We start from the raw sequence: 25,579 nt of genomic DNA, 5'->3' as shown, positions 1-25,579 counted from the left end.
AGGCGAGCTGGCTGACCGGCTGATGCAAGATTTACTTGTCAGCGTCCAGCTTGGCGCGCAGCAGAGCGCCCAGGCTGGTGGTACCAGCGTTTTCCTTGGAGGACTGAGCCGACAGGGAAGCCATGGCGACTTGCTGTTCAGCGTGATCCTTTTGCTTGATGGACAGCTGGATGTTGCGGCTCTTGCGATCCACGTTCACCACCACGGCAGTCACTTCGTCGCCTTCCTTCAGAACGGAGCGAGCATCTTCCACGCGGTCTTGCGAGATTTCGGAAGCGCGCAGGTAGCCGATGATGTCTTCACCCAGGTCGATTTCAGCGCCCTTGGCGTCCACGGTCTTGACCTTGCCGGTCACAATCTGGCCCTTGTCGTTCACGGTCACGAAGGTCGTGAAGGGGTCGCTGTCCAGCTGCTTGATGCCCAGGGAGATGCGCTCGCGCTCAACGTCCACGGCCAGCACGATGGCTTCGACTTCTTGACCCTTCTTGTAGTTACGAACAGCGGCTTCGCCGGCTTCGTTCCACGACAGGTCAGACAGGTGCACCAGGCCGTCGATACCGGCAGCCAGACCCACGAACACGCCGAAGTCGGTGATGGACTTGATGGGGCCCTTCACGCGGTCGCCGCGCTTGGTGTTCTGGGCGAATTCTTGCCAGGGGTTAGCCTTGCACTGCTTCATGCCCAGGGAGATGCGACGCTTGTCTTCGTCGATTTCCAGAACCATGACTTCCACTTCGTCGCCCAGGGACACGAGCTTGGTGGGAGCGATGTTCTTGTTGGTCCAGTCCATTTCGGAAACGTGCACCAGGCCTTCGATGCCGGGTTCCAGTTCCACGAATGCACCGTAGTCGGCAATGTTGGTGACCTTGCCGAACAGACGGGTGGCGGAGGGGTAGCGGCGAGCCACGCCCATCCAGGGATCGTCGCCCATTTGCTTCAGACCCAGGGACACGCGGTTCTTTTCGGTGTCGAACTTCAGGATCTTGGCAGTGATTTCCTGGCCTGCAGTCACCACTTCGGAGGGGTGACGCACACGGCGCCATGCCATGTCGGTGATGTGCAGCAGGCCGTCGATGCCGCCCAGGTCCACGAACGCACCGTATTCGGTGATGTTCTTGACCACGCCCTGAACGATAGCGCCTTCCTTCAGGGTTTCCATCAGCTTGGCGCGCTCTTCGCCCATGGAGGCTTCCACCACAGCGCGGCGCGACAGCACCACGTTGTTGCGCTTGCGATCCAGCTTGATGACCTTGAATTCCAGGGTCTTGTTTTCGTAGGGGGTCAGGTCCTTGATGGGACGTGTGTCGATCAGCGAACCGGGCAGGAAAGCGCGGATGCCGTTGACCAGAACGGTCAGGCCGCCCTTGACCTTGCCGGAAGTGGTGCCGGTCACGAATTCGCCGGATTCCAGAGCCTTTTCCAGCGACAGCCAGGAAGCCAGACGCTTGGCGGTGTCACGGGACAGGATGGTGTCGCCGTAGCCGTTTTCGATGGAGCCGATGGCCACGGACACGAAGTCACCCACTTGGACTTCGACTTCGCCCTGGTCGTTCTTGAACTCGTCGAGGGGCACGTAGGCTTCCGACTTCAGGCCGGCGTTCACCACCACGAAGTTGTGCTCAACGCGCACGACTTCAGCGGTGATAACTTCGCCAGGACGCATTTCGGTGCGTGTCAACGACTCTTCAAAAAGGGCGGCAAAAGATTCAGACATGTAGTTCCTTGGCCGCAATCAGGTTTCCGTCGGCACCATTGCCAAGCGTTTCTAAGACTGATTGCGGAGGTTGTGGATTCGAGACCCACGGGGTTAAAGGTTAACAACCTTGCTGCCGGCTCGCGGTCTGCGAGAACCTGGCATCAAGGGCCAACGAGCCAGATGCAGGGCTGCCCTTGAAACTTCAAGCTGAAATTTCAAGGACGGCCGAACGGCTGGCGTTCCTGCCACCACGACAGCACCTGGGCAACCACTTCTTCAATGGTCATCTCGGAGCTGTCGAGCTGCAAAGAATCCTCGGCGGGCTTGAGCGGAGCGGTGGCGCGATTCATGTCGCGGGCGTCGCGCGCCTCAAGGTCTGCCAAAAGGGTGGACATATTAGCTGAAATTCCTTTGGAAATCAACTGTTTATATCGGCGCTCGGCGCGGCACTGGGCAGAGGCCCACAAATAGACCTTCAGCGGGGCGCGAGGGAAGATGACCGTACCCATGTCGCGGCCATCGGCAACCAGCCCGGGCAGGGCCTGGAAGGACAATTGCAGATCCACCAGCGCGGTGCGCACGGCGGGTAGGGCCGATACGCGCGAGGCATTCATGCCGGCTTCTTCGCTGCGAATGGCCAGGCTGATGTCCTCCTCGCCGAGCCAGACACGCTGCTGCGCATCGAAGCGCACGGGCATGTCCAGCGCCATCTCGGCAATGGTTTCTTCGTTCGATTCATCAAGCGTCATGCCGGCACGCGATGCGGCCAGGCCGGTGATGCGATAGAGCGCACCGGAGTCCAGCAACTGGTAGCCCAGTGCCCTGGCGACTTCTGCGGCAATCGTGCCCTTGCCGGAGGCCGTGGGCCCGTCAATGCAGATCACGGGAATATGCTCGCGCTCGGCTTCGCTGACGGAGAACAGTGCCTCGAAGTAGTCGGGGAAGGTCTTGGCCACGCACTTGGGGTCTTCGATGCGCACGGGCAGCTTGGCCGGGTTGAAGGCCGCCAGGGAGAAGCACATGGCGACGCGGTGGTCGTCATAGGTGTGGATGCTGGCTGCTTTCCAGGCGGTCTTGCCGGCCGGGGGGGTGATGCGGATGTAGTCCGCGCCTTCTTCCACGGAAGCACCCAGTTTGCGCAGCTCGATCGCCATGGCGGCAATGCGGTCGGTTTCCTTGACGCGCCAGCTGGCGATATTGCGCAGCGTGGTCACGCCGTCGGCATACAGCGCCATGGTGCCCAGCGTCATGGCCGCGTCGGGGATATGGTTGCAATCGAGGTCAATGGCCTTCAGAGGCCAGCTGCCACGGCTGACCTGCAGCCAGTTGGGGCCGCTTTCGATCTGCGCACCCATGGCCTGGGCGGCCTCGATGAAGCGGATATCGCCCTGGATCGAGTCCTGGCCCACGCCCAGAATGCGGATGCTCTTGGGCTGCGGCGCGTTGTCTGCATCGGCGTCATCGGTCGTTCCGGTGGCAATTGCCCCCAGCGCGATGAAGTAACTGGCGGAAGAGGCATCGGCCTCCACATGGATGGCACCAGGCGACTGGAAGCGGCAGCCTGCAGGGATCACGAAACGTTGCCAGTTGTCGTTTTTCACGGCAATGCCGAAGCGCGCCAGCAGCTCCAGCGTGATGTGGATATAGGGCTTGGAGATCAGCTCGCCCACCACCTCGATGGTGATGTCGCGCTGTGCCCCGGGGACATTGGCCAGCAGGGGCAGGGCCATCAGCAACGAGGTCAGGAACTGGCTGGAGACATCGCCGCGCACCTTGATGGATTCGCTGCCCAGTTGGCTGAAGTCGGGCTGGCCGATCTTCAGGGGCGGAAAGCCTTCATCCTTCAGATAGTCGATCCTGCAGCCCAACTGGCGCAGCGCATCGACCAGGTCGCCGATAGGGCGCTCGTACATGCGGGGAACGCCCGTCATCTCGAAGTCGCCGCCCAGTACCGACAGCGCCGCAGTCAGCGGGCGCATGGCCGTGCCGGCATTGCCCAGGAACAGGGTCGCCTTGGTGCTGGCGGGCAACTGGCCGCCGATGCCGGTGACGTCAATGGCCTGGCCGGGCGTGACGGAATCGGGGCTGATGCTGCAGCCCAGTTGCTTGAGTGCGGTCAGCATGACGCGGGTGTCATCCGAATCCAGCAGGTCGTGGATGGTGGTGGTGCCCTGGCTCAGCGCGGCCAGCAGCAGCACGCGATTGGAGATGCTTTTGGAGCCTGGCAGGCTGACGCTGCCGTTGGCGGAGTCCAGTGCGGGCAGATCCAGAAATTCGGTGGTGAACATAAAACTCTCGTAACCCCTGCGCAGTCTGGCTGCTTGGACACCGGGGCTGCGCGGCGGGCTTTGCCCGGTGTCTGTGGCGGTTGGGTGAATAGATCGACGCCGCTAGTTTAAGAGCCTCGCTTGCCGCCCAAGGTCCATTCGGCGCGAGCGGCGCTGGCCAGGGTCAGACGGTCCTGCAGGCCCTGACCGTCGTTGGCCTGCATCAGCCCTTCGAGCTGCTCCAGTGCCTGGCGGAACTGGCGCGACTGGGCCAGCACCTGATCGCGGTTGGCCAGCAGCACGTCGCGCCAGAGCTTGGGGTCGCCGGCACCGATGCGGGTGAAATCGCGAAAGCCAGGCCCGGCCAGCGACAGCATATCGTCGGCGCCGGGCTGGTTCAGCACGCTTTGCATCATGGCGAATGCCAGCAGATGGGGCAGGTGGCTGACGGTGGCGAGTGCGCAGTCATGGGCCTCGGGCGACATGGCCGTGACCTTGCAGCCCAGGGCCTGCCACAGCGCCTGGGCCTTGGTCAGATGCGCGGTCAGCGTGCGCTCCGTAGGGGTCAGCACGACCTGGGCGCCCTGGTAGAGCTTGACGTCGGCGTGCTCCACGCCGGCCACTTCCTTGCCGGTGATGGGGTGGGCGGGCACAAAGCTGCCCATCTGGTCGCGCAGCGCCGAACGTGCGGCCTGCACCACATCGACCTTGGTGGAGCCCACGTCCATGATCATCATCTGGGGCGTGACCAGATGCTTGATGGACTTGAGCGTGGCCTCGGTGGCCGCCACGGGCACGGCCAGCAGCACCAGGTCGGCACCGGCCGCCGCCAGCAGGGCGGAGGGAGCTTCCACATCGATCACGCCCATCTGGCGGGCGCGCTCGGTGGTCGAGGGCGATTTGCTGTAGCCCACCACGCGCTTGACCAGGCCGGCCTTCTTGAGTGCCAGGGCGAAGGAGCCACCCATCAATCCGCAGCCGATCAAGCCGAGCTGCTCGAACGGCTGCAATTCCTGAGTCGCCATCACTTGCTCACCGGGTAGGTGCCCAGCACCTTGTAGAACGCGCACAGGCCCTGCAGCTCCTGCAGGGCGGCGGCCACATTGGCCTGGGCCGGGTGGCCTTCGATGTCGATGTAGAAGTAATACTCCCATTGGCCGGTGCGGGCCGGGCGCGACTCGAAGCGCGTCATCGAGACGCCATGCTTCTTCAGCGGCACCAGCAGGTCATGCACGGCGCCGGCCGTGTTGGGCACCGAGATCACCAGGCTGGTGCAGTCGCTGCCGCTGGGCGCGGCCGTGGCCAGCGTGTGCGGCAGGCAGATGACGGCGAAACGGGTACGGTTGTAGGCATCGTCCTGAATCGCGTGGCTGACGATGTGCAGGCCGAACTGCTGGGCGGCGCGCTCACCTGCAATGCCGGCCCAGTTGGGGTGCAGGGCCGCCAGGCGTGCGCCTTCGGCATTGCTCTCCACGGGGCGACGTTCGGCATGGGGTAGATGCTTGGACAGCCAGCCCTGGCACTGGGCCAGAGCCTGGGGGTGGGCGGCCACGACCTCGATGCCGTCCAGCGTGTTGCTGGTGCGCATCAGATTGTGGCGGATCAGCATGCTGACCTCGCCCACCACATGGCAGGGCGTGTGCAGAAACATGTCCAGCGATCGTGTGACCACGCCCTCGTTGGAGTTCTCCACGCCCACCACGCCGTACTGGGCGCTGCCGGCGGCCGTGGCATGAAAGACTTCCTCGAAGCTGTTGCAGTACATCAGGTCGGCTGCGCCGCCGAAGTACTGGATCGCGGCTTCTTCGCAGAAGGTGCCGGCCGGGCCGAGCACGGCCACGCGCTGGGGAGATTCCAGCGCCAGGCAGGCCGACATGATCTCGCGCCAGATGGCGGCCACATGCGCGCCCTTGAGCGGGCCGGGGTTGTTGGACTTGATCTTCTCGATCACCTGGGCCACCCGGTCCGGGCGGAAGTAGGCCGAGCCTTCCTTCTTCTTGAGCTCGCCCACCTGCTCGGCCACATGGGCGCGCTGGTTGACCAGCTCCAGCAACTGGCGGTCCAGGGAATCGATCTGGTTGCGCAGCGACAACAGCTCGGGGCTGGCTTGGGGTTCTTGGCTCATGAATCTCTCAAATTTCATAGCTGCTGGCGCAAGTTGCACAAGGATTTCAGACCAAAACCTTGGTGAAGTACTTGCAGATAAAGCGCTGGCAGCTCATCTTTTTACAAGGCTAAGGGTGGGGCTCAGGCCTGACGTTGCTCGAAGTCCCGCATGTAGTCGACCAGCGCCTGCACGCCTTCGATGGGCATGGCGTTGTAGATGCTGGCACGCATGCCGCCCACGGACTTGTGGCCCTTGAGCTGCAGCAGGCCGGCTTGCTTGGCGCCGGCCAGGAAGGCGTCGTTGCGCGACTCATCATGAAGGAAGAACGGAATGTTCATGCGCGAGCGGCAGTTCGCGGCCACCTTGTTCACATAGAACGAGGACTGGTCCACATAGTCATAGAACAGCTTGGCCTTGGCGATGTTGCGCGCTTCCATGGCGGCCACGCCGCTCAGATTGCCCTCGGTCTGACGCTTGAGCCACTGGAAGGTAAGGCCGGCCATGTAGATGCCCCAGGTGGGAGGCGTGTTGTACATGCTGCCGTTGTCGGCCACGGTTTTGTAATCAAACGCCGAGGGGCAGACGGGCAGGGCATGGCCCAGCAGGTCTTCGCGCACGATGACGATGGTCAGGCCTGCGGGGCCGATGTTCTTTTGCGCGCCGCCAAAGGCCAGACCCACGCGGCTCCAGTCGATGGAGCGCGAGGCTACGTGCGAGGAAAAGTCGATGACCAGCGGTGCATCCGAGCCCAGGGCCTGGAGGTCGGGCAGCTCATGGAACTCCACGCCGTGAATGGTCTCGTTGCTGCAGATGTGCACATAGCTGGCGCCGCGGCTCAGATTCCAGCTGCTGGCAGCGGGAATCGTGGTGTAGTCGCTGTCCTTGGCGCTGGCGGCCACATTGGCATCGCTGGCGTATTTTGCGGCTTCCTTGGCCGACTTCTGGCTCCAGCTGCCGGTCACCACAAAGTCCACCACACCGGCGCGCGACAGGTTCATGGGCACGATGGCGTTTTCGGCAATGCCGCCGCCCTGCATGAACAGGATCTTGAAGTGGGCGGGCACGGCCAGCAGCTCGCGCAGATCGGCTTCGGCGGCTTCGTAGATGCTGATGAATTCCTTGCCGCGGTGGCTCATTTCCATCACCCCCATGCCGGATCCGTGCCAGTCCAGCATTTCGGCGGCTGCGGTCTGCAGCACTTCTTCAGGGATGGCGGCGGGGCCTGCGGAGAAGTTAAAAGGGCGGTTCATCAGATTTACGCTCAAAACATGTGAAAGCGCTTGTCTAGCCTGCGCTTTCAGCGATCAAAAATTGGGCCACGGGCATGGGGCCATGCCCGTGGCATCCGGTCCGGACCGGGTCAGCCAGGGGCTGGTCGATCAGGAGGCGTCGCCGGACTCGGCTGTGCCTTCTTCGGCGCCGGCGCTGCCGGAATCATCGGCTTCACCGTCCTCGCCGGCACTGTCGTTGGCATCATTTTCGACGATGCGCTGCAGGCCGATGAGCTTGGCACCTTCGTCCAGGTTGATCAGCGTCACGCCCTGCGTGGCGCGGCCCAGCTCGCGGATTTCCGCCACCCTGGTACGCACCAGCACGCCGGTGTCGGTAATCAGCATGATCTCATCCTCGGGTGCCACCAGGGTGGCTGCCACAACCTTGCCGTTGCGCTCGGACTGCTGGATCGCAATCATGCCCTTGGTGCCGCGGCCGTGGCGCGTGTATTCGCTGATGGCGGTGCGCTTGCCGTAGCCGTTTTCGGTGGCGGTCAGCACGCTTTGCGAACCCGCCACCACATTGCCCGTGCCGTCATCGGCCTCGGCAACCAGCATGGCGATCACGTTCTGATGCTCCTCGATGTTCATGCCGCGCACGCCGCGCGCATTGCGGCCCATGGGGCGTACATCGTTCTCGTCAAAGCGCACGGCCTTGCCGCCGTCGCTGAACAGCATCACATCATGCTTGCCGTCGGTCAGCGCGGCGCCGATCAGGTAGTCGCCTTCGTCCAGGCCCACGGCAATGATGCCGGCCTTGCGCGGGTTGCTGAACTCGGTCAGCGCCGTCTTCTTGACGGTGCCCATGCTGGTGGCCATGAAGACGAAGTGATCTTCGGGGAAGCTGCGGTTTTCGCCCGTGAGCGGCAGCACCACGTTGATCTTCTCGCCGTCCTGCAGCGGGAACATGTTGACGATGGGACGACCACGCGAGCCGCGCGAGCCCGAGGGCACTTCCCAGACCTTGAGCCAGTACATGCGGCCACGGTTGGAGAAGCACAGCAGGTAGTCGTGCGTGTTGGCAATGAAGAGCTGGTCGATCCAGTCGTCTTCTTTGGTAGCCGTGGCCTGCTTGCCGCGGCCGCCGCGCTTTTGCGAGCGGTACTCGGACAGGGGCTGGCTCTTGATGTAGCCGGTGTGCGAGAGCGTCACCACCATGTCGGTGGGCGTGATCAGATCTTCGGTGGACAGGTCTTGCGCGCTGTACTCCACGGTGGAGCGACGCTCGCCCTTCTTGGACTGACCGAACTCGGCCTTCACGGCGTTGAGTTCTTCGCCAATGATGATGGAGACGCGCTCGGGCTTGGCCAGGATGTCCAGCAGGTCTTCGATGACCGACATGACGTCCTTGTACTCGGCCACGATCTTGTCTTGCTCAAGGCCCGTCAGGCGTTGCAGACGCATCTGCAAAATTTCCTGGGCCTGGGTTTCGGACAGGCGGTACTGGCCGTTTTGCTGCATGCCGAATTCGACTTCCAGGCCCTCGGGGCGATAGTCGTCGGCATTGACCACACCGCCGTCGGTGCGCGTGCGGGTGAGCATCTCGCGCACCAGCTTGCTGTCCCAGGATTTCTCCATCAGCGCGGCCTTGGCCACGGGAGGTGTGGGAGCGTTGCGGATGATGGCGATGAAGTCGTCGATATTGGCCAGTGCGACGGCCAGACCTTCCAGCACATGGCCGCGGTCGCGCGCCTTGCGCAGCTCAAACACGGTGCGGCGGGTCACCACTTCGCGGCGGTGCTCCAGGAAGACCTGGATCAGATCCTTCAGGTTGCACAGCTTGGGCTGGCCGTTGACCAGCGCCACCATGTTCATGCCGAAGGTGTCTTGCAGCTGGGTCAGCTTGTAGAGGTTGTTGAGCACCACCTCGGGCACTTCGCCGCGCTTCAATTCGATCACCAGGCGCATGCCGGACTTGTCCGACTCGTCCTGGATATGGCTGATGCCCTCGATCTTCTTTTCGTGCACCAGCTCGGCCATGCGCTCCTGCAGCGTCTTCTTGTTGACCTGGTAGGGCAGCTCGTCAACGATGATGGACTGGCGCTGGCCCTTGTCGATGTCCTCGAAGTGGCACTTGGCACGCATCACCACGCGGCCACGGCCGGTGCGATAGCCTTCCTTGACGCCGTTAATGCCGTAGATGATGCCGGCCGTGGGGAAATCGGGCGCGGGAATGATCTCCATCAGCTCGTCGAGGGAAGCTTCGGGGTTGTGCAGCAAATGCAGGCAGCCGTCCACTACCTCATTGAGGTTGTGCGGCGGGATATTCGTGGCCATACCCACGGCAATACCCGAGGAGCCGTTGACCAGCAGGTTGGGCAGGCGGCTTGGCAGCACCAGTGGTTCGCTCTCGGAGCCGTCGTAGTTGGGGCCGAAGTCCACGGTCTCCTTGTCGATGTCGCCCAGCATTTCATGGGCGATCTTGGAGAGGCGGATTTCCGTGTAACGCATGGCGGCGGCGCTGTCGCCGTCCACCGAGCCGAAGTTGCCCTGACCATCGACCAGCATGTGGCGCAGCGAGAAGTCCTGAGCCATACGCACGATGGTGTCGTAGACCGCGCTGTCGCCGTGAGGGTGGTATTTACCGATCACGTCACCGACGATACGCGCCGACTTCTTGTAAGGACGGTTCCAGTCGTTATTGAGTTCGTGCATGGCGTACAGAACGCGGCGGTGCACGGGCTTGAGGCCATCACGCGCATCAGGAAGCGCCCGGCCCACGATCACGCTCATGGCGTAATCGAGATAACTGCGACGCATCTCCTCTTCAAGGCTGATGGGCAGAGTTTCTTTAGCAAACTGGGTCATGTCTAGTGATACTTTGACGGCTGGAAAACAGCCATTTTAGGTCGAATGCCGTGTGGCAGCAGAGCAACATAACTGAGGAATTACATAGCTGTCCTACTTGTTGGTGCCTAGTTGACAACACTCTTGCATGTTACGTATGGCACAATCATTTCAACGTTTTTGGTGATGGTCACTGATGACGTCCACAGATTCGCAGCCCTGCTGCGGCTTTTTCCCCAAGAGGAGAACCATGAAGAAACTGAACAAAGTGGCGATGTTGTTTGCCTCTGCTGCCCTCGTGACAGCCGCTGGCGCACAAGTGAAGGCTGCTGACGGTGGCAAGACTATCGACAACTGGCAAAACGGCACCAGCGAACTGGTGTGGAAGAACGGCACGAACGAACTGTGCTGGCGCGATGCCAACTGGACTCCTGCTACTGCCGCTGTTGATTGCGACGGTGCTCTGAAGGCCCAGGTTGCTGCTCCCGCTCCCGCCGTTGTGCCTCCCGCTCCTGTGGCTCCCCAGCCTGCAGTGGCATCTAAGGTTACCTACTCTGCTGACGCTTTCTTCGACTTCGACAAGTCCGTGCTGAAGCCCGCAGGCAAGGCTAAGCTGGATGACCTGACCGGCAAGATCAAGGACATCAACCTGGAAGTCATCATCGCCGTGGGTCACACTGACTCCATCGGCTCCGATGCGTACAACCAGAAGCTGTCGGTGCGTCGCGCTGAAGCTGTGAAGGCTTATCTGGTGTCCAAGGGCATCGAAAAGAGCCGCGTGTACACCGAAGGCAAGGGCAAGAAGCAACCCGTGGCAGACAACAAGACTGCTGCTGGTCGCGCTCAAAACCGTCGCGTGGAAATCGAAGTTGTGGGCACCAAGGCTGCTCAGTAATCTTTCGATTGCTACACAAAAAGCCCCGGTAACGGGGCTTTTTTTATGCCTGATCCATTGCGGTAATCGCGGACAATTGCATCATGAGCAACACTATCAATGCCGACCCGGCAGAACTGGAAAAATTCTCCAGCCTGGCCCATCGCTGGTGGGATCCCGAGAGTGAATTCAAGCCACTGCATCAGATCAACCCTCTGAGACTGGACTGGATCAACGCCCAGGCGCCATTGGCGAACCAGCGTGTGCTGGATGTGGGCTGTGGCGGAGGCATTTTGGCGGACTCCATGGCGCGCAAAGGGGCCAAAGTGGTGGGTATCGATCTGGCAACCAAGGCTTTGCGCGTCGCGCAGTTGCATGCTCTGGAGGCGGGAACGCCCAATATTCAATACCATGAGGTCAGCGTCGAGCAGCTGGCGCAGGAGCAGCCTGCCAGTTTTGATGTGGTGACCTGTATGGAAATGCTGGAGCATGTGCCCGATCCGTCATCCATCGTGCGGGCATGTGCCCAACTGGTCAAGCCTGGTGGCTGGGTGTTTTTTTCCACCATCAATCGCAATGCCAAGGCTTTTGCGCTGGCGATCGTGGCTGCCGAATACATGCTCAAGATGATTCCCAAAGGGACTCATGAGTACGCCAAGTTGCTGCGCCCAAGCGAGTTGGCTCGCTTTGCGCGCGAAGCCGGTCTGGATGTGCAAGGCAGCAAAGGCATGGAGCACAACCCGATCTCGGGCCGCTATTGGCTCAGCAATGACACCTCGGTCAATTACATGCTGGCAACACGCCGCCCGCAGGAGTGAAGGCCATGTGGAAGCACGTTAGAGCCGTTCTTTTTGATCTGGATGGCACTTTGATTGACAGCGCTCCTGATCTGGGTGCTGCAGCGGACAAAATGCGTGTGGATCGCGGCATGCCGTCGCTGCCGCTCCATGCCTACCGCCATATGGCCGGGGCCGGAGCGCGTGGAATGCTGGGTATTGCGTTCGGTATGACGCCTGAGTCTGCCGGCTTCGAAGAAATGCGGGAGGAGTTCTTTCGCAACTACGAGCAATGCATGACCGAGCGTACCTATGCTTTTGATGGCGTGCCTGAGTTGATCCGGGCATTGGAAGCCGGCCCGCTTCTATGGGGTGTGGTGACCAACAAGTCCATGCGCTTCACTGACCCGTTGACACGGCAAATGCCCTTGTTTGCTCAGGCTGCAGCCGTGGTGAGCGGGGATACGACGCCGCATGCCAAGCCTCATCCCGCACCTCTGTTTGAAGCCGCACGACGCATGCAGATTGCTCCTGAACATTGCATTTATGTCGGAGATGACGAGCGCGATATTCAGGCGGGTGCAGCAGCGGGTATGAAAACGGTAGCTGCACGCTATGGCTACCTGGGTGCGGCAGCAGATACGGTTCATTGGGGTGCTGATGCACATATCAATTCACCACTTGAGTTGTTGAAGTTGCTGGGATGAGGCTAGAATAGGCAACTGAGGGGCTGTTCTGGTTTCGACGTGGGTTCGGGACCGGTGCGGTGCATGTCGAGCTTGAGTGATGCTCGTAAATCTCCATTCAAAAAACTAACTGCAAACGACGAACGTTTCGCACTCGCCGCTTAATCCGGTGAGCCTTGCAACAGCACGCTAGTGGGCTGGGCAAGGGGGTAGCAATACCTCCCGGCTGCAAGGGAATTTACATTAGCTGGCTGGATACCGGGCTTCTTGGTATTTGGCGAGATTTTAGGAAGCTGGCTACCCAAGCAGCGTGTGCCTGCGGGGTTTGGGTGGCGAGATTTAAAACAGAGCACTAAACATGTAGATCTGTCCGGCGAAGGCTTACGGACGCGGGTTCAATTCCCGCCAGCTCCACCACCATAACGTCCAAGGGCGTTCACTGAAGTCCAGTGAGCGCCCTTTTTCTTTGGTAAATCAACGACTTGCCTTCCGTAATCGTCCGCCAAGGTTCGCGGGCATCCGAGGTCAAGTGGGGGTACAAGTGGGGGTACAACTCGCCAAAAGCCTATACTTTGGCTAAGTTGTACCCCCACTTTCAGCCCAAACCCAGCAACCATGCGGCCTGGCGGCCCATGCGTTGTACCCCCACCCTGGGGCTGAGAGCGGGAATTTGTACCCCCACCCAGGAAGGCTGTACTCCATGCTGACCGATGCCCATTGCCGCAACGCCATCTGTCCACCTGATCGCAAGCAGGCGCGCTTCACCGATGCTGGCGGGCTGTACCTGCAAGTCAGCCCCAGCGGCTCCAAGCGCTGGTTCTACAAGTACCGCACCGACGGAAAAGAAAAGCAGCTTGCTTTGGGCAGTTACCCCGTCGTGGGGCTGACGGCAGCCCGCAAAGCGCGTGATGTTGCCAAGATGCAACGTGCGCAGGGCAGCGACCCTATCGAGGCCCGCAAGCTGGAAAAGCTCAAAGGCGGGCTTGATCGCGGGGACAGCTTCCAGGCCGTGGCGCTGGACTGGCACGGCAAGCAGGTAGCTGGCTGGAGTGCCGGCCATGCCGAGCGCACCTTGAGGCAGCTGGAGCGCGACCTGTTTCCCTGGCTGGGCCAACGGCCCATGGCCGGCATCGAGCCCATGGAGCTGCTATCCGTCTTGCAGAAGGTGGAAGAGCGCGGCGCACTGGAGACGGCCGACCGGGCACTCATGCTGGCCCGCCAGATATGGCGCTACTGGCTGCCCACTGCCAGCAACAGCCAGCGCGACATTACCGAAGGCCTGAAAAGCCGCCTCACCCCGTACCATGCAAAGAACTTTGCCGCCATCGTCGAGCCACAGCGCTTTGGCGAGCTGCTGCGGGCCATGCATGCCTACAAAGGCGGGCCGCTGGTGCGCACCGCCTTGCTGCTGGCGCCCTTGCTGTACCAGCGCCCTGGCAACCTGCGCATGATGGAATGGGCCGAGCTGGATCTGGATGCCGGCCTGTGGACCATTCCCAGCGAAAAGATGAAGCGCACCAGGCAGGAGAAAGAAAACGGCGAGCCGCATGTGGTGCCCATGCCCGTGCAGGCGGTGGATCTGCTGCGAGAGCTGCACTCCCTCACAGGCCGCGGCCGCTATGTGTTCCCCGGCCAGCGCAACCACGACCGACCCCTGTCCGACAACTCCGTGCGCAGCGCCCTCTATGGGCTGGGCTTCGGCACGGAGCAAAGCTGGCATGGCTTCAGGGCCAGCGCCCGCACCATGCTGGTGGATCAGCTCGATCTGGACCCGCTGGCCATCGAGGCCAACCTGGCCCATGCCGTGAAAGATGCCAACGGTCGCAGCTACAACCGTACCAAGTACCTGGCCAAGCGCTTCGATCTGGTTCAGCAGTGGGCCGACTACCTGGACAAGCTGCGCCGCGGTGCCGATGTGATCGAGCTGCACCAACGCAGCAGCTAGGCCGCATCAAACGCTCTCATCAGCCGCCCGCCGAGGCGGCTTTTTTGCGCCCGGCGCATGGCCGAAAGAGGGCGCGAAAGTGCAAGCCTATCGAGTTGGGAGATGATTTTTCTTGGGAACGTGGGAACACGACGCTTTTTTGAAGCCCAATTGCCTTCAAACGCTGATGGGTAGAGCGGTAGGTGCTACTAAAATTTTTGGGAACAAAGTGGGAACACTTTGGGAACAAGTTGGGAACAAACAAAGAATTTTTCTTTATATGAAATATTGAGTGTTCTTTTGATCTTCTACCTGCTCTTTGCTTGTGATCGCTTTGGCTTAAAAACTGCGGCAAAGCACCAATGCAGAGCTTTGGACTATCTGGCCTGGTGCTTGCCTGCTGCGCGCCTGTCGCTCGGGCGTATGGCGTTGCGCTGCGTGCTAATGGTGGACGTGAGCGGAAGGTGCAGGAATGCGGCGCAAGAGGTTTTCCTGAGAGCCCCCATTCACAGGCGAGGTTGACCAAAGTGGAGCCCTAGGAGACTGGGCTTCATATAGATTTCAGTTAAGGCGCCTTTGTGCTTAACTACTGTCTTGAAGTTTTTTTTGTTCGATGGGGTGTTGGGCGCACGACAGCATCATTAAGCTTTGCGGCATCAGGCTGCTCGACCCCTCGACCCCTCGACCCCTCGACCCCTCGACCCCTCGACCCTTGCTGCCGTAAAGCGTCAGTCATAGTGCTCGCTTTGTGAGAGGTCGGGTTCCAAGTTTGTGCCGCTATGTACGATCAGGAGCGCTTTAGATAGAGCTAGGGGCTGCGAACCATTACTATTGTGTAAGTAGTAGATTGAAGCAAAGAAATCGACGGATGAATTTCAGCACCACCACACCAGCAGCGATGCTCTCTGCATGGTTTATGAGACGTACCGCGTTACGCGGGGTACGGCGTGTTGCACAGTTCGACGGTGCATTGGCCTCCGATATCGGATCTGTGCGCGAGGAGAATCAGGATCGAGTGGCGTTAGTTCGTGGGCGCGACCGTTTAGGGCAGCCTTTCATCCTCGCTGTGCTCGCCGATGGCATGGGCGGTATGAAGTCCGGCTCTGAGTGCGCAGCATTGACTCTCGGAACCTTTATTGACTCGGTTCTAACAGACGCGCAGCTTTCAATGGATGCATCGGATGAATGGCTTGTTCGAGGGGCGCATCGAGCAAATAAAGCAGTTCATAAAAAGTATGCAGGACAAGGTGGGTCAACCTTGGTCGCCGCGGTACTCATGAATGGTTTTTCGCCGCGCTGGCTTAGTGTCGGTGACAGCCGAGCCTACCAAGCCGGGAAGGGATTGCTAAATCAACTTTCCCTCGATGACACTCTTGATGGTCAGCTAGGTAAAGCAGGCGAGGGCCGTCGCCGTGACTTACTTCAGTTCATTGGCATTGGTGATGCTCTTGAGCCGCATATAGGAACAATTGGCAGCGATGCCGAAACAGTACTTTTGACTTCGGACGGAGTGCATTTCATAGATGCAGATCTCCTAGCGAAAGTGGTTCATTACGCCCCTAACTTGGGATACTGTGCTAGTCGCTTGACAGAGTTGGCAAAGATGCTGGGTGGGCCTGATAACGCATCAGTAGTTGCGCTTAGCTTCAATGCCCTAATGGTCAATATAGAGACATACCTCAATGATGTTTATGAGGTCTGGGATCCATTTGGTGAGCTTCAGGTTATGTTTGATCGAAGAGCTTACCAGTCAGTCTCCTCGCCTTCACAGCTTCAATCTTCTTCCAAGGAAGTAAAACCTCTAGCTAATTTGCCTGTGGCACCCAAGGAGAGTACTGCGGATAAACTTGTGTCTGGAAGTAAGCACAAAGAGGTCCCCTCTGATGAAAAAGGTGCTCTTACAGCCAAAGCACCACAAAAGCGTTCAAGAGGTCCTCGCAAAAAACGCAACTTGAGCTCTGAATCTGAAAGTATTAGGAAGAGCGAAGAGGCAGAAGAGCTTCAGCTCTTCATCGAATTTCCCAACAAGAAGTCTTGACAATGAGTGGTATGCCTTCTCGCTATGTTCCCTCTGGCTCTTACATGTCGGGAGGGATGGGCAGCGTAATCGTTTGCACAGATGCAATCCTTGAGCGCCCAGTCGCAATCAAATTCATAAATAGCACCGACCATAGGCGTCGTATAGATGATGAAATTGCAGCATTGCTGAAACTACGATCAAAACATGTTGTCCAAATTTACGACGTAATTCAAACTCCGGAGGTGGGAATTGGAATAGTCCAGGAGTTTATTGACGGTAAAGATCTATTTGAATCTTATGTTCAGCCCTCATCGCTATACGACTACTACCTCCAGTTGTGGCAGATTTCCTCTGGGATAACGGATATTCACCAGCTTGGAGTTATTCATAGAGATATCAAACCGAACAATATGAAGACCGATCCGGAGAAGGTAATCAAAATTTTTGATTTCGGATTGGCGCGTGACGATGGTCTAAGTGCCATGACGAGAGGCTTCGTGGGCACAAAGGGCTTTGCTGCTCCTGAGTTGTACGAGCGACCCTTTGCCTTCACCAATGCCGTTGATACTTACGCATTCGGTGCAACTGCGTTGTTTTTAGCCACAGGAACACTTCCTGATGAGTTGCTAGAGCAACCTCCGACGATCAACCCTGCGGGCTATTTTCATCTCCTCCCCCTGGGGCTGGCACCTGAGATTTCGATGCTTTTAAATCGATGCATTGCTCAGGATGTCGCGCTACGCCCCGAGATGCGAGAGGTGCGTGATGCATTGGCTCGACACATACTTTTTGACAAACATCGTGCCTTGGTCGTGTACCAAGGCCAAGCATCCGCACTCAGCGCAACCAATAGATCTGTGAGGCTTGCTTTCAGCACAATTGGCTCGATTGAAATTCAATACAACGGCCTTGCTTTTGTGGTGGCCAGTGTGTCTGGCGAAGTACAGATCAACAATCGGCCTGTGAGTGCCGGAACGAGCTTGCCAGGTGCATGTGTCATAGCACTTGGTGGACCTCAGCGTAAAGCCATTGAGCGACGATTTATCACCTTTGACATTTCACATCCGGAGATCGTGCTGTGACTGGAACACTAAATATTGGGGATGTAGTCGGTGGTCGATATGAGATTGAGCGATATATAGACGAAGGAGGGATGCAGTTCGTTTATGCAGCGAAGGACAACGTCGCAAATCGCGTGGTGGCTCTGAAAACTCCCAAGAACAATTCTGCTACTAAGCGATTTCGACGTAGTGCTGTTGTTGCGGCCAAGGTAAACCATCCGAATGTTGCGAAGACGCTGGACTATGTTCGGGAAGGCGAGAAACGCTACTTGATTGAAGAGCTGATCGTCGGAACTGACTTGAGTAAGGCCTTGCTGCGGAAAACGACGTTTCTGGACCCTTACCTTGTGGCCAAGGTTTTTCATCACATGGCAAAAGGGCTTGCCGCAGCTCATCACGCAGGAGTTATTCATCGTGATTTGAAGCCAACAAATGTAATGATGGTTGGTGACTACTCAATAGATGAGTTGAAAATCACGGACTTCGGTATCGCGAAAATGGCTGAGGAAGAGCTTGCGGAAGCGGCAGAGGGCGGTGGACAAACGCTGTCAACGTCGCAGACCGCTGTTGGTGCTCTTCCATATATGGCTCCGGAAGCTATTGATACTCCGAAGGCTGTCACGCAGGCCGCAGACGTGTGGTCTCTGGGGGCAATGATTTTTCAGCTTCTTACAGGAGATTTGCCCTTCGGCTCGGGCTTGCGTGCTGTACAGAAGATCATGGAGGCGAGTAAGCCTAAACCGCCATCCTTCGTTTCTGATAATCCTCAGTTTTCTCCTTTGGCAAATGAGTTGCTGGAGATGACGTATGCCTGTTTACAGAAAGATCCCGCTGCTCGTCCAACGGCTGATGATCTAGTTGCGCGTTGTGGGATGCTCTGTTACACAGTCGCGGATCGATCCGAAGGCATTGTGAGGCGCATCGAGCACGGGGCTTGGGGATTCATCGGGACGAATAATGGAGATGTTTTCTTCCACAGAGATAGCGTTTTTGGCCCTCAACCAGGGCTAGCTGTCGGTGATCGAGTGATATTTTCTGCATATGCTGGGGGCGGCGCTCCCAGAGCCTATCCGGTGTTGAAAGCGGTCACCATCTAGTGCATTTATTAAACTGTGCTTTCTGCTTCAACTCAATAACTTAATTCGAAACTCTCAAGACTACTGCGGTGAGTAGCTCTGATCGTTTGGATTGCAGAGTCATTTGAAAAGATTGATTACCCAAGCTTGCTCAGCCTAGCTGTTGGTGACAGTTGGCGCGGGGCAGTCATTTAGTTCATAATCTACCTCAGCCCCCTGTCCCGGGGCCGGTGCTTCAAAACATCCGATCACACAGCGGCTGAGCCTCCCCGATAGCGAGGCCTTGTCACGTCTGAACACTGGAAAAGTGGGCATAGCGCCCGCACATCCACACGGTTACGGACGGGATGGGGCTCACCGTAAGGCTGCCCGCACGTCTGTGTGCGTGTTTTGAACATCCCGTCCACCTTCTTTGTGCTTCAAAACACAGGGAAGGTGGCTTCAAGTCTCACACAGGAGCACGGAACCATGAACACCGTTTCTCACCCTCTGGCCAGCACCCAGCCTTCTGGTGCTGCATGCCTGTCTTTGCCTGCCGCAACTGCGGCTGTGCCTTCTCTCTCGCTCAATCCCATCCAGCTCCACGCCGATGCGCATAACGCACTGGCCATGGCGCTGCACTACCTGCGTCAGCCTGCGGCCAATGTGCCCGGCGCTGCCCGCAAGACGGTGCAGGCCCTGGCGGCCTTGCGCGTGTTGATCGCACAGGAGGGCTGAGCCATGACCAGCCCCCAATGTGAACGGCAGCCCGGCGCTGCCGCGCAGATGCGCGCGCCTGCCTCCATCGGCTCTGTCGGCGTGCCCGTGCCGCAGCCGTCTCAATCTCCCGCTTGTCGCCTGCCTGTGTTTTCGCCCGGCGCCGTGCTGCGCATGCTGTGGCAGCACGCCCGCCGCAGCCTGACGCCGCAAGAGCTGTGGTGGCTGGCCGAGGGCGTGCCCGAGTTCTCCAGTATGTACAGCGGCGAGCTGGCGGCCGTGCTTGAAAGCTTGGCCTGCATGGTGGCAGCCGATGGCGACGAGTCGCGCTCCGGCTGTTTTCAGAACAGCAAGGATTTGCCGGATCTGCTGTTTGTCCAGGCCAACCAGATGAGCGTGCTTAGCGGCCTGCTGTACGTGGCCGGCGATGCCACAACCATGCTGCGCGAAGGCGCTGCGGCGCATTGATTTGCCGACTTTGAATAACTGTATATAAATACAGCTATTCAGGCGTTTCAGCAAGCCGGGCCTGGTCCGGTTCAACGGCAGAGCCCCGGCTGCCTTGCTGGCGCGCAGACAGCCGGGGTCGTATCTGACGGAGGATGCAATGGCAGTGAATTTGAAGTGGCGCGATGCCATGGCCGATTGGCGCATCGGCAACTGCTTCACGCCGCAAGAGCGCGAGCAGGGCTGGCCGCAACGCATGGACCTGGAGCAACTGGCCGCCATGCAGCGGCCCGGCAAGGGGCCGGATGCGGCAAGTTTGAAGGCCAAGAATGATTTGCTGGATGCGCTGTATGACGCCTGCGAGGCGGGCACGTTGCCCAGCATGGCAGACGCGCAGCGCATTGCCGTGACCGAGTATGACGACCGCGAGCTGTTCAGGCCCATCCCCCTGGTGGACGACGGGCGCGGCTATGAGGGCCAGTCGATGTATGCGCCCCCGCCGAAGGTGACTTACGAAGAGCACACCTTTTATCTGGTTGCAGCGGCGGACTTTGCTGCATGGCTTGATGCGCAGGACATGCCGCCCAGCGGACATATCGCTGCGTGGTTTAAGGCCGAGGGCTTTGCGGTGGGCAATCAGTTGGCCGGTGCTGTGACTGCGCAGACGGCTGCAGTGCGGGCGGCCAAGGACGTCAAAGACATGGCCGCTTTGCTGCAGTACCGTCAGCAGTTTGCGGCGCAGCCCGAGCAGGAGCGCGAGCCCTGGCATGCAGACCATGTGGCGTTGCTGGCAGGGTGGCTGCGGCAGGAGATTGCAGAGGGCAAGGCACGCGGGGCCATCACGCGGCTGGAGAAGCTGGTGGGCGTGCGCCGGCAGACGCTGGCAGAGCTGCTGGCAAGACATGGCTACACGCCCACGGGCGAGGCAGAACAAAAGGCCGTGCGCAATGTGCAGGACGTATCGAGCGTGTGGGGGAGCAAGCGCCATGGATAGGGCGGTGCTGTCTTTCGGATGTCCTGCGCTTGTCCTGCGGTGGCCCTGCCGTGTTGCAGCGGTTGGCGCACATCCTTCGCCCTGCGCGGCAGCGGGCGGACATACGCAGGGCGACGGCAGGACGGTGCGAGGGAAAGACTTTCTCTCAAGCCACAAGCGCACCACGTCGGATGCGTTGGCGTCTGTTGAAGGAGTTCACTCATGCACGTTGTTCATTCCGCCCGCCCCGTAGTGCCCCGCGATCGTCTGCTGCGCCTGTCCGATGTGGAGGCTGCGACCGGCTGCAAGAAAAGCACCATCTACAAGCTGATGAAGGAGGGCAAGTTCCCGGCCTGCGTGCGCATCACATCGCGCATGGTGGCGTGGCCCGAGACAGCGGTGCTGACCTGGGTGCAGGCGCGTATTCAAGGCCAGCAGGTCGCGTGAGGTACGACATGCAGAACATGAACCACAACCAAGGCAGCGCAGCACCTGCTGCAACCATCAACGACGCCATGGCCAAGGCGCAGGCCGAGGCCCGCGAGCACGCTGCGCAGCGCCTGCGCTGGGGTGTCAGGGCCTTGGAGGAAGAGGCCATGCGCAAGGGCTATTTGCTGATGGCAGTGCAGCGCACGCGCCATGCACCGGAGCAGGGGCTGCTTTATTGGCCGGGCACGGTGCAGGTGCTGGAGATCGCCAGCGGCAGCCTGTTGGCCGAACTGCCCGCCGCAGATCTGCAGAGGCTCAGGCCCGATCTGATGGAGCTGTTCATCGCCAAGGCCAGAGACAAGCCGATTCTCGGCAGTGCCTTTACCTCGCCGCACGGCACGCGTTTGCGCGCCAGCCTGAGCGTGCAGGGCGTGGTGACGGTGTATTCGCAGGTCAGCAAGCAGATGCTGGCCATGTCCGAGCCCTGGCAGCCAGGCGTGCTGCGTTCGGATTTTCAGCTGTTCAGGCCCGAAGACATGAGGCCGCGTATCCAATGACCCAGACCACGATCACCCCCGAGCTGCTGCGCAATGCCTTGAGCTTTGTGCCGTCCAACCTGCCCCGCGACGAGTGGGCGAGGGTGGGCATGGCCATCAAGAGCGAGTACCCGGACGACCTGGGCCTGCAGTTGTTCAGCGACTGGAGTGCAGCCAGCGGCAGCAGCTTCGATGCCGGTGCGGTGCGCAGCACATGGCGCAGCATCAAGGCCGGAGGCGGGGTGGGTGTGTCTACGTTGTTGTTCCTGGCCAAGCAGCATGGCTTCAAGCTGCCTCGTGCTGATAAAGCAGCACAGCCGGCGAGCGCTGCTCAACGTCAGCAGCGGGACGAGGAGCGCATGCAGCGGCAGCAGGCCGAGGCACTGCGCATCGAGGCCGAGCAGGAAGCTGCAGCGCATGAGGCGCAAGCCATCTGGGAGGCCGCCAGCACCACCGGGCAAAGTGCTTATCTGCACCGAAAAGGCGTGCACGGCTTCGGCGTGCGCTACACGCCCGACGGCTGGCTGCTGGTGCCGGTATGCGATGGGGAAGGGCGCTTGTGGAACCTGCAGCGAATTGCGCCGCAACGGCCCGCGGAAGGGGTGGATAAGCTGTTCCTGAAGGGCGGCCGCAAGTCGGGCCTGTGGCACATGCTGGGCAGCCTGCAAGGCGCAGCCGTAGTGCTGGTGGCCGAGGGCTATGCCACGGCAGCCAGCCTGCGCATGGCCACGGGCTGGCCGGTAGCAGTGGCCTTTGATGCGGGCAATCTGCAGCATGTGGCCAAGGCCTTGCGCGCATTGCAGCCGCATGCCTTGCTGGTGGTGTGCGGCGATGACGATGCTGCGACCGAGGCCCGTACCGGGCGCAACGCCGGTCGCATGAAGGCTGAAGCGGCAGCCGCTGCCGTCAACGGTGTGGCCGTGTTCCCGTCTGCGCTGCCCGAAGGCGGCAGCGACTTCAACGACATGCACCAAGCCTTCGGGCTTGAGGCCGTGCAGGCCTGTGTGCGGAGCACTGTGAGCGCTGTTCAGACAAAGGCTGGCGGCGATGGTGCGGCCAGTGATGGCACAGGCACTGCCGGCATTGCGGCAAAGCCTGCTTCTGGTGCTGGTGGCTCTGGTGGCTCCGGTGGCTCAGGCCGGGGTGGTGGTCGTGGCGGCAAACGCAAGGCTGCACCGGATCATGACGACGAACCGGCGAGGGAAGAGCCTTTCTCGTTGGACGAGAGCGGGGTGTGGTTCCACGGCCGCGACAAGGACGGCAACCCTGCGCGCCCGCTGTGGCTGTGCTCGCCCTTGCAGGTGGAGGCGCTGACACGCAATCAGGAGGGCGCAGGGTGGGGCTATCTGCTGACCTTTGCCGACCCGCTGGGCGTGCCCAAGCAATGGGCCATGCCCGCGCGCATGCTGAGCAGCGATGGCGGCGAGTACCGTGCAGCGCTGCTGAACATGGGCCTGCGCATTGCGACAGCGCCCACGGCACGCAACCGGCTGACGGAGTACATCCAGACGCGCAAGCCCGAAGCGTTTGCGAGTTGCACCGACCGCATCGGCTGGCACGGCCGGGCCTTTGTGCTGCCGCATGAAACCATTGGCGACGATGCCGAGCGCATCGTGTTCCAGTCCGACAACCAGATGGAGAACACCTTCCGCATTCGGCGCGATGCTCAGGACTGGACGGACCGCATAGGCCGGCTGTGCGCAGGCAACAGCCGTCTGGTGTTTGCAGTGGCCTGTGCGTTTGCAGGGCCGCTGCTGCGCCCTGCGGGCATGGAAAGCGGCGGCTTTCATCTGCGGGGCGATAGCTCTTGCGGCAAGACCACCGCACTGCGGTTGGCGGCCAGCGTGTACGGCGGTCAGAACTACATGCAGCGTTGGCGCACCACCGACAACGCACTGGAAGCCATTGCAGCCCAGCACTGCGACAGCCTGCTGATTCTGGACGAGCTGGCCCAGGTGGAGGGCAAGGTGGCGGGCGAGTGCGCCTACATGCTGGCCAACGAGCAGAGCAAGGCACGGGCCACGCGCAACGGTGCAGCCCGCACGCGCCTGACGTGGCGGCTGCTGTTCTTGAGTGCCGGCGAGCTGGGCCTGGCCGACCACATGGCCGAAGGCGGCAAGCGCACGCGCGCCGGGCAAGAGGTTCGCATGGCCGATATTCCGGCAGATGCTGGCAAGGGCATGGGCGCCTTCGAGCAGTTGCACGGCCTGGCTGACGGGGCTGCATTCTCGTCACACCTCGCACGCGAGGCGCAGCTCTGCCATGGTGCGGTGGGTCACGCCTTTCTGCAGTGGGCAACCGGGCATGCAGACACATTGTCTAAGCGTGTGCGCCAGCAATCCGGCACCCTGGCGGCCAGCTGGACGCCCGGCAAGGCCAGTGGGCAGGTGGCACGTGTGGCGGCACGCTTTGCGCTGGTGGGCGTGGCCGGCGAGCTGGCGACAGAGGCGGGCTTGACGGGCTGGGAGCCGGGTGAGAGCGAGCGGGCGACCAAGGCCTGCTTTGAGGCGTGGCTGCTGGCCCGTGGCGGTGCAGGCAATGGCGAAGTCACGGCAATGCTGCGGCAGGTGCGCGGCTTTCTGGAAGCGCACGGAGAAGGGCGCTTTACCTGGTGGCACCGGGCGACCGACGACCACAACGCCAAGACGCTGCAGCGCGCAGGTTTCAGGCGCCTGATCGATGAAGACGGCAAGCCGCTGAAGATCCTGAAGACCGGCTACACGCCAGGCACATCCAAGGAAGACAAGGAGGTCTACGAAGCCATGACCGCCATCGACGGCGAGGAAACGCGGGTGGAGTACTTTGTGCTGCCCGAAGTGTTCCGCACCGAGATCTGCCGGGGCTTCGACTACAAGGCAGTGTGCAAGGTGCTGCTGCAGCACGGCTGCCTCAAACCCGCCAAGGGCCGCGAATACGACGCCAAGCACCGACTGCCCGGCGTGGGCCATGCCTGGTGCTACCAGTTCACGCCCGCCATCATGGAGCTGGAGATTTAGGCCTGTTTTGAGGCTGGAGGTAATGCGGATCTTTCTTGGCCAGCATTGGGCGATGAGATGGCTGGAATGATTAATGTGAGCATGGGCAGCTTCGCTCCCGTGCCGTCGTTCGTGCTTCGTCAGCAGATGTCTGTTCTACAGAGTTCGCGGAGTTTCCCAAATGCACTGTGAGTTCACGCTGTCGGCCATATTTCGGTCATTCATGACAGTCCAATCCAAGTTTGTATTGGAGGTGACGCCGACGCTGCGAAATTGAGGACCATGCATCGTCAACCTGAATGACTTTCGCAGCCCAATTGTGGTGGGCCATGCCAACCTTGAGGAGTATCATTGTCCTCGTGATCTTGAGGTGCGTTGGCGAGTAAGAGCTGTCCGTCCAAGTCGCGCCGGTCTAGCCGACACGGCTCGTGGAGCCATGGAGCACTCAGCAATTTGAGTGCGGTTTGATGTCGTCATCGTCGGCACCCTACTGGCTGCACTTCCAAGATTGCCCTCGCGAGAGCGTCCAGCTCTATCTCTTCTTTTGTCTGGCATTCCCAGATCGTGAAAACCTGCCAGCCGAGAACCGTCAGTCTCTCAACGACCGATGCATCTCTGGCCTTGTTGGCCGCGAACTTTGCCTGCCAGAAATCCGGGCGAGTGGTGGGCGTTGTCGCAAGTGGACACCCAGGATGCTGATGCCAGAAGCAGCCGTGCACAAATATGACCACCTTGCGGCCAGGCAAGACTAGGTCCGGGCGACCAGGAAGGGATCGGTCATGGAGGCGAAACCGCAATCCTGCGGCATGCAGATACCGCCGCACCCTCATTTCAGGCTGGGTGTTGCAGCCTTGGATGGCTCGCATCATCCTGGATCTGACCTCGGGAGAGACTGTGTCTGCCAAATGCAGCTCCTTCTGACTCTATTTTCCGTTTACCAAGTGCACCCATTATCTGACCTGGTAGTATTCCGGCCAA

At 60.3% G+C, this 25,579-nt stretch carries 20 protein-coding genes and 1 other RNA gene; 14 read left to right on the top strand and 7 right to left on the bottom strand.

Translation table 11 applies throughout. From position 1 onward, the window contains the following. Nucleotides 1-31: 31 nt before the first annotated feature. The 6 genes from rpsA to gyrA form a co-directional block, all read right to left on the bottom strand. Entirely contained in the window at nucleotides 32-1,714 is a 1,683-nt protein-coding gene (rpsA, locus tag QYQ99_RS04460; RefSeq protein ID WP_034371361.1) for a 30S ribosomal protein S1, read from the bottom strand. A 197-nt stretch (nucleotides 1,715-1,911) separates the two neighbouring features. Further along, nucleotides 1,912-3,984, bottom strand: coding sequence for a bifunctional 3-phosphoshikimate 1-carboxyvinyltransferase/cytidylate kinase (locus QYQ99_RS04455; RefSeq protein ID WP_302091600.1), 2,073 nt, complete (start codon nucleotides 3,982-3,984; stop codon nucleotides 1,912-1,914). A gap of 107 nt (nucleotides 3,985-4,091) precedes the next feature. Then, nucleotides 4,092-4,988, bottom strand: coding sequence for a prephenate dehydrogenase (locus tag QYQ99_RS04450; protein ID WP_302091599.1), 897 nt, complete (start codon nucleotides 4,986-4,988; stop codon nucleotides 4,092-4,094). Further along, nucleotides 4,988-6,088 carry a prephenate dehydratase gene (gene pheA / locus QYQ99_RS04445; protein ID WP_302091598.1) on the bottom strand — a complete coding sequence of 367 codons (1,101 nt, stop codon included), beginning with the start codon at nucleotides 6,086-6,088 and terminating at the stop codon, nucleotides 4,988-4,990. Before pheA ends, QYQ99_RS04450 begins: the two co-directional genes overlap by 1 nt. A 122-nt stretch (nucleotides 6,089-6,210) precedes the next feature. After that, nucleotides 6,211-7,320, bottom strand: a complete 1,110-nt coding sequence (gene serC, locus QYQ99_RS04440; protein ID WP_302091597.1) for a 3-phosphoserine/phosphohydroxythreonine transaminase — start codon at nucleotides 7,318-7,320, stop codon at nucleotides 6,211-6,213. 129 nt (nucleotides 7,321-7,449) lie between these two features. Further along, complete coding sequence (gyrA, locus tag QYQ99_RS04435) at nucleotides 7,450-10,149, bottom strand: DNA gyrase subunit A (RefSeq protein WP_302091596.1); 2,700 nt, start codon at nucleotides 10,147-10,149, stop codon at nucleotides 7,450-7,452. A gap of 229 nt (nucleotides 10,150-10,378) precedes the next feature. Between gyrA and ompA the strand changes: the two genes are divergently transcribed. From ompA to QYQ99_RS04365, 14 genes are all read left to right on the top strand, one after another. Beyond that, nucleotides 10,379-11,023 carry an outer membrane protein OmpA gene (gene ompA / locus QYQ99_RS04430; RefSeq protein WP_003077020.1) on the top strand — a complete coding sequence of 215 codons (645 nt, stop codon included), beginning with the start codon at nucleotides 10,379-10,381 and terminating at the stop codon, nucleotides 11,021-11,023. Between the two features lie 83 nt (nucleotides 11,024-11,106). Then, nucleotides 11,107-11,820, top strand: coding sequence for a bifunctional 2-polyprenyl-6-hydroxyphenol methylase/3-demethylubiquinol 3-O-methyltransferase UbiG (gene ubiG / locus QYQ99_RS04425; protein WP_302091595.1), 714 nt, complete (start codon nucleotides 11,107-11,109; stop codon nucleotides 11,818-11,820). Between the two features lie 5 nt (nucleotides 11,821-11,825). After that, nucleotides 11,826-12,485, top strand: a complete 660-nt coding sequence (locus QYQ99_RS04420) for an HAD-IA family hydrolase (protein ID WP_302093111.1) — start codon at nucleotides 11,826-11,828, stop codon at nucleotides 12,483-12,485. 19 nt (nucleotides 12,486-12,504) lie between these two features. Beyond that, nucleotides 12,505-12,881: a transfer-messenger RNA gene (ssrA, locus tag QYQ99_RS04415) on the top strand. Between the two features lie 283 nt (nucleotides 12,882-13,164). After that, nucleotides 13,165-14,409 (top strand): tyrosine-type recombinase/integrase, encoded by a 1,245-nt coding sequence (locus QYQ99_RS04410; protein ID WP_302091594.1) that lies wholly within the window; start codon nucleotides 13,165-13,167, stop codon nucleotides 14,407-14,409. Nucleotides 14,410-15,256: 847 nt separating this feature from the next. Next, nucleotides 15,257-16,426, top strand: coding sequence for a PP2C family protein-serine/threonine phosphatase (locus QYQ99_RS04405; protein ID WP_302091593.1), 1,170 nt, complete (start codon nucleotides 15,257-15,259; stop codon nucleotides 16,424-16,426). A gap of 2 nt (nucleotides 16,427-16,428) precedes the next feature. Beyond that, nucleotides 16,429-17,490: a serine/threonine-protein kinase gene (locus tag QYQ99_RS04400; protein ID WP_302091592.1), complete on the top strand. Its 1,062-nt coding sequence runs from the start codon at nucleotides 16,429-16,431 to the stop codon at nucleotides 17,488-17,490. 71 nt (nucleotides 17,491-17,561) lie between these two features. Beyond that, on the top strand, nucleotides 17,562-18,566 hold the full coding sequence (locus tag QYQ99_RS04395; RefSeq protein ID WP_302091591.1) for a serine/threonine-protein kinase: 1,005 nt from the start codon (nucleotides 17,562-17,564) through the stop codon (nucleotides 18,564-18,566). A gap of 447 nt (nucleotides 18,567-19,013) precedes the next feature. Beyond that, nucleotides 19,014-19,262, top strand: coding sequence for a hypothetical protein (locus QYQ99_RS04390; RefSeq protein ID WP_302091590.1), 249 nt, complete (start codon nucleotides 19,014-19,016; stop codon nucleotides 19,260-19,262). Nucleotides 19,263-19,265: 3 nt separating this feature from the next. Continuing rightward, entirely contained in the window at nucleotides 19,266-19,709 is a 444-nt protein-coding gene (locus QYQ99_RS04385; RefSeq protein WP_302091589.1) for a hypothetical protein, read from the top strand. 139 nt (nucleotides 19,710-19,848) lie between these two features. After that, nucleotides 19,849-20,682: a hypothetical protein gene (locus QYQ99_RS04380; protein WP_302091588.1), complete on the top strand. Its 834-nt coding sequence runs from the start codon at nucleotides 19,849-19,851 to the stop codon at nucleotides 20,680-20,682. A 201-nt stretch (nucleotides 20,683-20,883) separates the two neighbouring features. Further along, the gene (locus QYQ99_RS04375) at nucleotides 20,884-21,108 is read left to right on the top strand and encodes a helix-turn-helix transcriptional regulator (RefSeq protein ID WP_149355957.1); all 225 of its coding nucleotides are present in this window, start codon (nucleotides 20,884-20,886) and stop codon (nucleotides 21,106-21,108) included. 17 nt (nucleotides 21,109-21,125) lie between these two features. Then, nucleotides 21,126-21,647, top strand: a complete 522-nt coding sequence (locus QYQ99_RS04370; protein ID WP_302091587.1) for a hypothetical protein — start codon at nucleotides 21,126-21,128, stop codon at nucleotides 21,645-21,647. Then, the gene (locus QYQ99_RS04365) at nucleotides 21,644-24,622 is read left to right on the top strand and encodes a DUF927 domain-containing protein (protein WP_302091586.1); all 2,979 of its coding nucleotides are present in this window, start codon (nucleotides 21,644-21,646) and stop codon (nucleotides 24,620-24,622) included. The genes QYQ99_RS04370 and QYQ99_RS04365 overlap by 4 nt, the downstream gene beginning before the upstream one ends. Before the next feature lie 452 nt (nucleotides 24,623-25,074). On the opposite strand, the gene QYQ99_RS04360 is transcribed toward QYQ99_RS04365, so the two are convergent. Then, nucleotides 25,075-25,467, bottom strand: coding sequence for a very short patch repair endonuclease (locus tag QYQ99_RS04360; protein ID WP_302093110.1), 393 nt, complete (start codon nucleotides 25,465-25,467; stop codon nucleotides 25,075-25,077). Nucleotides 25,468-25,579 lie beyond the last annotated feature (112 nt).

Origin of the sequence: Comamonas testosteroni, from assembly GCF_030505195.1 — a bacterium.
Lineage (GTDB): Bacteria > Pseudomonadota > Gammaproteobacteria > Burkholderiales > Burkholderiaceae_C > Comamonas > Comamonas testosteroni_G.
This window is presented reverse-complemented; position numbering and strand designations above follow the sequence as displayed.